The sequence below is a fragment of the Caballeronia sp. dw_19 genome, assembly GCF_018449515.1.
In the GTDB taxonomy this organism is placed as follows: domain Bacteria; phylum Pseudomonadota; class Gammaproteobacteria; order Burkholderiales; family Burkholderiaceae; genus Caballeronia.
Map to the genome: position 1 here is coordinate 1 of NZ_JAAVUQ010000082.1, position 9,099 is coordinate 9,099.

The window sequence follows — 9,099 nt, forward strand, 5'->3', positions numbered from 1 at the left end:
CATGGAGACAAGCGAGCCGATGGCCCAGACGCGATAGTTGAAGACCTTCAGCGAACGGAACGTGCCCTTGGCCATGCCCTCACGAGCCCGTGGGCGAATTGCCGCCGTGAAACTGCCCGAACAAACGCGCGGACATCACACCCATAAGCAGAACACCCATACCCACGGCGATGGCGTTATCCGTCGCGCGCAAATCGAAATTTCCCACAAGAGCGATGAGCAGATAGGCGAAGACGAAGTTCGCAAACCCCCAGAGTACGTTCACGGTCGAGGATGAAAGACCTACGCCAGACGGTGTGGCGAACGGGCTCTGAAAGGGCCGCCCCATCATGCCGCTGACGAAATGCGGAATGGCGTTCGCGAGAAAAGCGCCACCGAAAAAGTACGACACATTGTGAAGCCAATTCATGGTTAGGCACTCTTCTTCATGAGGTTGATGATTTCCTGCGTCGTGCCGGTTTCGCCGATCCTCGGAAATACGCGTGTGATGCTGTAGGTATGGGCATCGGCCTGCATGTCGGTCATGGCGTCCGTCGCGAGCGTGACGTTGAAGCCGAGTTCGTGGGCCTGGCGCGCGGTGACCTCGACGCCATTGCTGGTGGCGACGCCCGCGATCACGACCTGCGTGACCCCCAGCGCCCTCAAATGGGCTTCAAGACCGGTGTTCGTGAAGGCACCTGGCGTGTGCTTCGTCACGAGATGGTCCTGCGGTTGCTGATTCAGCTCGGGGATAAGATCGGTCCAGCCGGCCGGAAATTCTCGATGGCCTCGTGGCTGCTCCGTCCGGCCCGGCGCACCGCCGGCGACATTGATCAGCACGACCGGTAAACCATGCTTGCGAAAGGCTTCTGTCAGCGCCCCGACGTGCTTCACCACACCGTCCATGGGATGCACGCTCGGGAGCGAAACGATGCCTTTCTGAAGATCGACGACAATGAGCGCGGACTTCGGGTCGAGGGTGGTTACGCTCACGGTGTTTTCCTTTTGATGATCTGGATGAGAGCGAAGCCGCGTGTTGCATCTCGTGGGTCAAGCGACTTCAGGTCCGCGGTTCGGCCTGGGAGTCGTCTTCACCCAGACGCTTGATCAGAGAGACCGCGAACATGAGCGTCTGTTGTTCGGCGGGATCGGGCCTGGCCATGGCGGATAGCAGCCATTTCTGCTCCATCGTGGCCTAACGTACTCATCTTCATCCTCGACTCCAGTCGCTATGTAGGCGGATAAGCGGTAAGGAAGGCCCGACCACTATTGCAATTGCGCTAGCAGGGATTGAGCGCCGTTGCGGACACCGGCCTTAGCGGCGCCCAGCGCACCGAAACTGGCGGCGATGTTTTCGGCACCGGGATATTGCCAAGCGGCATAGGCTCGCAACAGGCGACCGCTGGTGCTGTCATAGATCTCGACGGCATAGCTCACCGAACCAGTTAGAGCGGCGGGCCGGTCTTGTATGTTCTTGACGGTGTTAATCACAAGGCCCACCGGCGCAATCTTCGAGAGCGTTGCCAGGACCGGAGTGCTGGTTGCGATACCGGTCAGCGTCAAGTGGATGCGCAAGGCATCGGGGGCCGCGACCCGCACGATGGTGTAGTGGCCTTTCAGAGCATCAGTGAACTGGCTCTGCATGTAGGCGGCGATGGCGTCTCGGTCTGCTTCGGCAGTGCTTTCAAATTGTGCGTCGGTGCCGTGATAGATCGCTACCGGGTCGATCATCACGCTCGTATAGCGCCGCCATTCGATTCCCGGTACGGCATAGAGATACGGAAGCCGCCCATCTTTGTCCTGTGGGTTGGGCCGCAACTGAGTAGAAGACGACAATGATCCGTGGGGTGCTGGCGGGGTGCTGGCGCACCCCGCCAGCAGGATGCAACCGATGACAAGCAGTTTCTTACGCATGGGTACTCCATCGGTATTAATAGATAGAACAATCAATCTAATAATATGGCCATTATGGCACCACGTCAAGATATGTTAGGATGAACGCTCTAACTAAGAGGCGATGTTGTGCGAAAGGTTGACCCGGACAAGTATGAGGAACGACGGCAGCAGATCCTTCAGGCTGCTGCGCAGTGTTTCGCCCGTGACGGCTTCCGTGGGGCCAGCATCTCGGAGATCTGCGCCGAGGCAAAGATGAGTTCTGGCCATCTGTATCACTACTTTCCCAGCAAGGAGGCCATCGTCAGCGCAATGACTGAAGGTGGCTTGGCGAGAGCGGCCGAGCATTTCGAGCGGATGATGCAAAGCCCCGATCCGATCCGCGCCTTCATTGCGGAAAGCACAAAGGCGAAGCGCGGTTTGATCGGTCAATCGCTGGTGTTCGACGTGCTGGCCGAGGCCCCTCGCAACACCGAACTCGCCGACATCCTGCGCCGGCATACACTCGCATTGCGCGCCTTGCTGGCAGATTTCCTGCGCAAAGCGCAGGTACAAAGGCGAATCGATTCGGAACTCGATGCCGAAATGACGGCTGCTATCTTGATGGCGATCATCGATGGGGCGCGGACCATGCTGATCCGTGATCCCAAGCTGGGCAAGGGCGATAGCGCCGCCTATCTGGAGCTTTTAGTCACCCGATTTCTTGCGTCGCAGGATAGTGGCCAGTCGGTCTAGGGCTATTTCGAGGCGGCGATTCTCCTGGCTGGATTCAATGCCACGGGGTACGTCGTCCGATGACTGATTCGCGTACATCCAGCACTTTAAGGCATTGGTAGGCGCTGACCGGCGCGCGGGTCTATTGCCAAAGCGACTTCATGGGCGCGATCACCGTCTCGAGTTACGACCCGCCGACTTATGTTTATGGGCGAACGGCTGTTGTACCTTGGAAGCAGCCGTTAAGGTCGCGCCGGGTCGAAGGGCCGTTGTGGGTCGTGAAGTGCCGGTCGCCTTTCCAGAACGACCGCCTTATGGCCACCGCTTTTGTTGACTGTTGCTGCCGATTCCGGCTAGTCCAAGCAATTCCGTGCCTTCGAGTCTAACTAACCGCGCGCTAGTCTAAAAGTAATTCCGTTTCCCGAAATCAGCCCGCTTCGGGCCCGTCAATCGTCGCTGGAGAACAAACAGTAAGTGGCTAATTTCGCAGGAACAGATTCTAGTATGGGTTGGGACTCGCCTGCGGAAACCGGCATGCTCGACGTGCACGACCACCCGCCACTTGTTCCGACGCGGGCGTCAACCCGCAGGTCAACGATCTCATCGGCTCCTACCCTAGCCCCATAGGCAATAGCGAAGACAGACACGGCGCGAGCGCCGCCGGCGATCACTTTTAAGATGTCTGTAGTGGATGCGAAGCCGGCTGTTAGTTAGCCTTACTTTGGTGAGCGATCTCGTCGTCGGGAGGACCCCCGCTTCGTCGGCGAAACAAGTCTTCTTCCGTCTTGCATGAGCGAATCCATCGTTCCAGTCGATCGGTCGCCTCGACGATGGCAAGTAGGCGGGTTTCGCGCAACTGTCGATCGTGCTCATTCACAACCTGCGTCAAGTCATCAACGAGGGATTCCCCGATCGTCCAATCGGCCGCTTCTTTGCCTCGCTGCAACGTCCGCGCGAGACCGTCCTCCGCTCGACGGAGAATATCCTGATCTATCGCCCCGTACCCGGCCTCCCCGATGAAATCGGCGAGTATCGTGACTTGCACCAGGCAACGCACAGCGCTCACGTCGCCGGAGCCATGCCGCAACGTCTCGAGCGCCATACGAAACCGCAGCGCTATCTGGTCGATTGAGGCTCGGTCCATGGGAAGAAACAGGGCCTTCTTTTGGCGTGCGTTTCTTGCTAAGGCAGTCTGGCCCGGTCTTTTTTCCAATTTCGCCATTGAATTGATTGTGCTATTGATCGATTTGCCTGACGCCTACAGCTTAGTTGAGGCATTGCCTGCAGCTAGGGAGTTACCGGTGAACAAATGCGTGTATAACAAAGTCTGCACGGTTAGTGCCCGACGCGGTGCTTAGTGCTGCGACCCAATCGCAAAAATACTCTGCACATCCGCTTGCGTCCAGCCATATGCGTCCTCAGGATTAGATCGAAACTAGCCGTGCACATCGTCACGACCTCCGAAGAATGAGGCGACCGTTAAGAAGATAATCATCCGAAACGGGTCTTTGGAGGGCTTATGCATCTGCACTACAAAGGTTTTCGCATTGTTCCTGGGGCACGAACCGTTTTTAACGGGTTTATCGCATCCGCCGTGGTGCGCGCTCGACACGGGAACGCCCGTTTCGACATTCATTCCACAGAGCACTCCTCTGGCGAACTCGCGCTCTTCGGCACGGCAGACGAAGCTTTCGGCTGCGCTGTCGGCTGGGGGTTTTCGTGGGTCGACCACAAACATTGAAGTTCGCCGCGCACGTTGAGTGACAGTCGCGGCAACTACGTTTGCACCCGAGCAGCTGCCTACACGCCAACTCATCACGGAATTTCAGAAGGCAGAGTTTCGCACCTCGTTGGGGGACCCGCTGCCGTGAACGCCTGCCGCGAAGAAGGCGTTTGATACATTCCTGGGCGCTTCAGGCGTCGATCGGTCAATATCGTCAACGAACAACTGTAGCCACCATTTATTGCGCCTGGAACTGAATGACTCGCTCCCAATATTCATCGGCCCGCCCTGGGGGACTTCCATCTCGTTGCCAAAGCGCGTAAGCACGTTCGCGGAGATGTTCGTCAAGAGCGCGATGCCAATACTCCTCAGAGTGGTTTTCTGGACGTCCGTCTTGTTCCCAAAGCGCGTACGCGCGTTCACGAATGGCTTGCTCGAGACCGACCTTTGTTTCCGAATCGCCTTGTACATTGTCGCCGTAAGACGACATCTGGCCGCTTCGACTAACGTGGATTTTGGCAGTCAGGCTTTGTAGATCATTGTTGGGTGCTAGGCGGCCGTGCGCCGCTGCTTCCAACGCCTTTGCTTCATATGCGGCATCATCCGCGGTGTCGCCGAACTCCCCGAGTGTAATCGGATAGGTATGAAGCACGACTCCACTGCGGTCCAAAACGTCGACCAAGCGCTCGGCCATCTTTGTGTCCCCTTCAATGTCTAATCGTTGCTGTAGAGAACTGGCCCCTTGTTCAGCAATTGTTGGGCCTATTTTTCACGTGCACCGATGGCAGGGAACAGTTCACTTGGGTCCGTGCCGGCTTACAACAGCAAATCCACGCCGTGGCCGCACAGTCCGAGGCGGTAGCTTTTGGTCATCTTCGCTCCTTCGCCTTTGTGACGGTATGGACTTCGTCCGGAAAACGCAATCAGCAAAAGCAAGGCAACGGGCAGTTGGAAGTGCCGCGGCGGCGCCAGTTTGCGCCCTATTAGGCTCCCCTACCCGCAGTGCTAGATGCATACTATACTGTACAAATATACAGGTATTTGGGATGCACGATGGGACTCGCAAAACTGGAAGATATCCACCCGTCCTTGTGGCTAGGGTCTCAACTCGCGCGTGCTGCCGGCCAGGTGATCGACACCGGCTACGAGACGCTGTCCGCTGAATTGCCGGGAGGTGGTTGGCCAGTCAGTACGCTCATTGAACTGTTGGTGCCGCGAACCGGCATTGGCGAAATGCGCGTGTTGCGGCCTGCGCTCGCGTCGCTGACGCGGCCGATCGCGCTGGTGAAACCGCCGCAAGTTCCCCAGTCAGCAGGTTTTGCTTACCAAGGCGTGGGCGTTGAAAAACTGATATGGCTCAAACCACAATCGACGGCGGACGCGCTATGGTCTGTAGAGCAGATATTGAGGGCTGGCAGCTTCGGCGCCGTGATTTTCTGGCAGCAACACATTCGGTCCGAGTCGTTGAGGCGGCTGATGTTGGCCGCTCAGTCGGCGGAAACACTGTTTTTCCTGCAGCGCCCTGTCGCGGACGCGATGAACTCCTCGCCGGCGACGCTCCGCCTTGCCGTTCGCCCCGCTGAAAACGGTGTGTCGGTCGAGATCGTGAAGCGCAAAGGTCCCGCGTCGGCCGGACCCATCGTCATTCGAGCGGATCCGATGCCAGCCTTGCTCAGTCCTCACACGCGCGCTCGCCGGAGCCAGCCGCGGGAAGTCCTGGGATATGGCAACGATTTAGTCGATGCGAACGTCCTGCCTTGAACCCGGTAGCCAGTAGAGCGCGTGGCGCGGCGATGCACAATAGCGAGCATGTGAGGCAGAATTGCTCGCCGCTCTACGAGCGTCGACTCAGCGCTGGGACGACTCGATCGCGGCACGGAAGCCGAGCAGTTTGAAACGCGGAGAGCAATGTGAAATTCAGCTACAAGAGTGTCCAAATCGATGTGACGCCGCAAGTGACCGCCACCGGGTTTCGAGCGCGGGCGAAGCTTCAGCGCGCAAAAGTCGAGGGACAAGACATAGCAGGAGAGCAACATGCGAGCGACTTGGGAAGTTGTTTGACGGCGCAAGAAGCTGTCGATCGCGCGCGGACGTGGGCCATCGCCTTTTGTGATGAAAACTGGGCTTGACTGCTTGCACGGATCGGAGGTGTCAACGTGAACATAAAGGTCGGAACCGCCTCGTGGACGGACCCCACGTTGATCGCGTGTAAGCGGTTTTATCCGCCGGGCTGCACCAGTGCCGAAGCAAGGCTGCGGTTTTACGCTTCCCAATTTTCACTCGTTGAAGTCGACTCGAGCTATTACGCTATGCCAAGCGCGTCGAATTCCGCGCTGTGGGCAACCCGTACGCCCGAAGACTTTATTTTCAATATCAAAGCGTTTCGGCTGTTCACTGGTCACCAGACAGACCCTAAAAAGCTTCCTAAAGACATCCAGGCCGCCTTGCCAGCAAGCGATAAGAAAAACCTGTACTACAAAGATACGCCGGGTGACGTTCTGAAGGAGCTTTGGCGGCGGTACCTGGACGCCCTTCAGCCATTGAAAGACGCCGACAAGCTAGGCGCTGTGCACTTCCAGTTCGCACCTTGGATCGTGAATAACAAGGAGGGTCGAGCGCACGTCGAACATTGCGCCGACGTGATGGAAGGTTACACGGTGGCAACAGAGTTTCGACATAAGAGTTGGTTCGCGGCCGAGAGCGCCGCATCGACTTTGGCGATTGAACGGGATAGAGGCCTGGTGAACGTCGTCGTGGATGAACCACAGGGGCCATCCAACAGCATCCCTTCCGTCTGGGAGGTCACGAACGGAAGGCTTGCTCTCATTCGCTTGCACGGCCGAAATCATGAGACCTGGAATATCAAGGATGCGTCCGCGGCGTCATCGCGGTTTAACTACGACTACAACGACGGAGAGCTTTCAGAGCTGGCGACACTGATCCTCGATATCTCGCGGGCGGTAGATCAAACACACGTTGTCCTGAACAATAATTTCGAGGACCAAGGACAGCGTAACGCGAAGACTCTAATGAGCATTCTCGGCGTGAACGCGATCCCGCGATGATCGTTTCGACGATGGCCGGCAAAGGCAGTGCGCGGCCACGAGGCGTCGTTCGTTTCCACCGTAAATCCGACATTTAGCCGGCCGCTTCGACCGGTAAAAACAACCGGTGCGCCTAAGACGATCGGCATTTCACCATCGACAATTGCACGAAGACATCCAACGATCGCAGGTTGCACAGGCGAACAATCCGCGACGCACTTATCCATCGTCGTTTTTGATCGCCAATCTGGATCGAGAAAAGTCCTGATAGCGTTTCTGCCGCTTTCCGTTTTAGTGTGAACGAACAAGCTACTTAACATGTGGAGAATGAGGTGAAAATTGTGAAGCTTGCGAGTACCGTGCTGCTCTGTGCCGCAGTTGCCGCCGCTATCTCACCCGTTGTATCGGCCCGGCAAGGCGACTACGGGCCACCTCTCGAAACCGTCAAGACCTTCGATACGTTCAAGCTCGTTGGCATTGGTGTGTCCCAAGAAGGCCGCATTTTCGCGAGTGCCCCCGCAGCCGACTCTGGCGACAGGCTCGTTGAGGTCAATGCGCAAACCGGCGCGGTGACCCCATATCCCGATCACGCCTGGAATACCTCCAGCACGGACACGGAGCATGAGTGGGTGGTCCCGCAGGCGATGTGGGTGGACAAAGCCGACCATCTGTGGGTGCTCGATTCCGGGAGAGCGGTGCTGACTGCCGCGAGTTCGGGCGCGAAGCCCAAGTTGGTCGAGTTCGACCTCAGCAGCAACAAGGCGATCCGCAGCTATGGCTTCGATGGCACCGTAGCGTCTACCGACTCGCTCAACGATGTGCGCATCGACCTCGTCCATGGGTACGCGTACCTGACCAACGTCGGCAATCGCGGTAGCCTGGTCGCGCTGAACCTTAAAACCGGCAGATCGCGACAGGTTCTGGTCGGCGACCGCTCAACCTTTGCCGATCCCAGGCAGCATCTGATGATCGGCGATCAAGCTGCGGAAACCAACGATGGCAAACAGGTCGCGATCCACGCCGACGGCATCGCGCTCTCTCCGGATGCCAAATGGATCTACTATCGGCCGCTGACCGATCACAACTACTGGCGAGTGCCAACAAGTGCCCTGATCGATGTCCGGCTGACCCCCGTCCAACTGTCGCGCAAGGTGCAATATCTCGGCTCGGCCGAACTGACCGGCGGTTTGATCATGGATCAGCATGGGACGCTTTATGGCGGCGATCTCGAACACAGCACCATCGTTGCTCTCGACATTGATCCCGCTACGCATAAAGTCAAATCGCGCCTCTTCGCACGCGCTCCCGGGTGGTTGTCCTGGGCGGATGGCTTCGCTATCAGCCAAGGTTATCTCTACATCGCTGACTCCCACCTCTGGGAGGTGACATTCAAGAATCATCTGCCACGTTCCGGACCGCTCACCATTTTCAGGGCGAAGTTGCCCGGATGAACCCCCGCTAGGGCGTGGGCGGAGGTCAGGAAGCGTTGCGCGCCTGCATCCAGACTTGTGCGGGGCTCACGTCGCCCCGTACCGTCGATCGCGCACCTGGTGGCGCCGCGACGGCCAGTGACGCATTGATCCACTCCAGCCGGCCCGGTTGAGTCCAGCGCCGAAGCTGGCGAGGTTCGCCGTGCTCCCCCGAAGGGTTGAATGACCGCTGCGCGCTTGGAAACGGTCGTCGCACCGGATCTATGTCGTTCGCCCGGTTCGGGTCGGGTACCGCCGATCGTCCATAGGGCAGAGG

The 9,099-nt window shown here is 58.1% G+C and carries 12 protein-coding genes; 6 read left to right on the forward strand and 6 right to left on the reverse strand.

Going from position 1 to position 9,099, the window contains the following annotated elements; all coding sequences use genetic code 11:
• Nucleotides 1–79: 79 nt before the first annotated feature.
• The 3 genes from HB376_RS40235 to HB376_RS40245 form a co-directional block, all read right to left on the reverse strand.
• On the reverse strand, nt 80–409 hold the full coding sequence (locus HB376_RS40235; protein WP_213769251.1) for a hypothetical protein: 330 nt from the start codon (nt 407–409) through the stop codon (nt 80–82).
• Between the two features lie 2 nt (nt 410–411).
• Nucleotides 412–972 (reverse strand): isochorismatase family protein, encoded by a 561-nt coding sequence (locus HB376_RS40240; protein ID WP_213769252.1) that lies wholly within the window; start codon nt 970–972, stop codon nt 412–414.
• Between the two features lie 273 nt (nt 973–1,245).
• Nucleotides 1,246–1,893, reverse strand: a complete 648-nt coding sequence (locus HB376_RS40245; protein ID WP_213769253.1) for a DUF3313 domain-containing protein — start codon at nt 1,891–1,893, stop codon at nt 1,246–1,248.
• Between the two features lie 108 nt (nt 1,894–2,001).
• Between HB376_RS40245 and HB376_RS41870 the strand changes: the two genes are divergently transcribed.
• Both HB376_RS41870 and HB376_RS40255 read left to right on the forward strand, forming a co-directional pair.
• Nucleotides 2,002–2,607, forward strand: a complete 606-nt coding sequence (locus HB376_RS41870) for a TetR family transcriptional regulator (protein WP_213769254.1) — start codon at nt 2,002–2,004, stop codon at nt 2,605–2,607.
• 844 nt (nt 2,608–3,451) lie between these two features.
• A complete protein-coding gene (locus HB376_RS40255; RefSeq protein ID WP_213769255.1) occupies nt 3,452–3,718 on the forward strand; it encodes a hypothetical protein in 267 nt (88 codons plus the stop codon).
• A gap of 303 nt (nt 3,719–4,021) precedes the next feature.
• Here the strand turns inward: HB376_RS40255 and HB376_RS40260 are convergent, their stop codons facing one another.
• On the reverse strand, nt 4,022–4,324 hold the full coding sequence (locus HB376_RS40260) for a hypothetical protein (protein WP_213769256.1): 303 nt from the start codon (nt 4,322–4,324) through the stop codon (nt 4,022–4,024).
• A 223-nt stretch (nt 4,325–4,547) separates the two neighbouring features.
• Complete coding sequence (locus HB376_RS40265; RefSeq protein ID WP_213769257.1) at nt 4,548–5,003, reverse strand: DUF2934 domain-containing protein; 456 nt, start codon at nt 5,001–5,003, stop codon at nt 4,548–4,550.
• A gap of 359 nt (nt 5,004–5,362) precedes the next feature.
• On the opposite strand from HB376_RS40265, the gene imuA reads away from it, so the two are divergent.
• From imuA to HB376_RS40285, 4 genes are all read left to right on the forward strand, one after another.
• Nucleotides 5,363–6,070 carry a translesion DNA synthesis-associated protein ImuA gene (imuA, locus tag HB376_RS40270; RefSeq protein WP_213769258.1) on the forward strand — a complete coding sequence of 236 codons (708 nt, stop codon included), beginning with the start codon at nt 5,363–5,365 and terminating at the stop codon, nt 6,068–6,070.
• Nucleotides 6,071–6,219: 149 nt separating this feature from the next.
• Entirely contained in the window at nt 6,220–6,438 is a 219-nt protein-coding gene (locus tag HB376_RS40275; RefSeq protein WP_213769259.1) for a hypothetical protein, read from the forward strand.
• A gap of 27 nt (nt 6,439–6,465) precedes the next feature.
• Nucleotides 6,466–7,374 carry a DUF72 domain-containing protein gene (locus HB376_RS40280; protein ID WP_213769260.1) on the forward strand — a complete coding sequence of 303 codons (909 nt, stop codon included), beginning with the start codon at nt 6,466–6,468 and terminating at the stop codon, nt 7,372–7,374.
• Between the two features lie 311 nt (nt 7,375–7,685).
• Nucleotides 7,686–8,804, forward strand: coding sequence for an L-dopachrome tautomerase-related protein (locus tag HB376_RS40285; RefSeq protein ID WP_213769261.1), 1,119 nt, complete (start codon nt 7,686–7,688; stop codon nt 8,802–8,804).
• Nucleotides 8,805–8,829: 25 nt separating this feature from the next.
• Here the strand turns inward: HB376_RS40285 and HB376_RS40290 are convergent.
• Nucleotides 8,830–9,099: hypothetical protein (locus tag HB376_RS40290; protein ID WP_213769262.1), on the reverse strand; the 270-nt coding region annotated here is incomplete at its 5' end.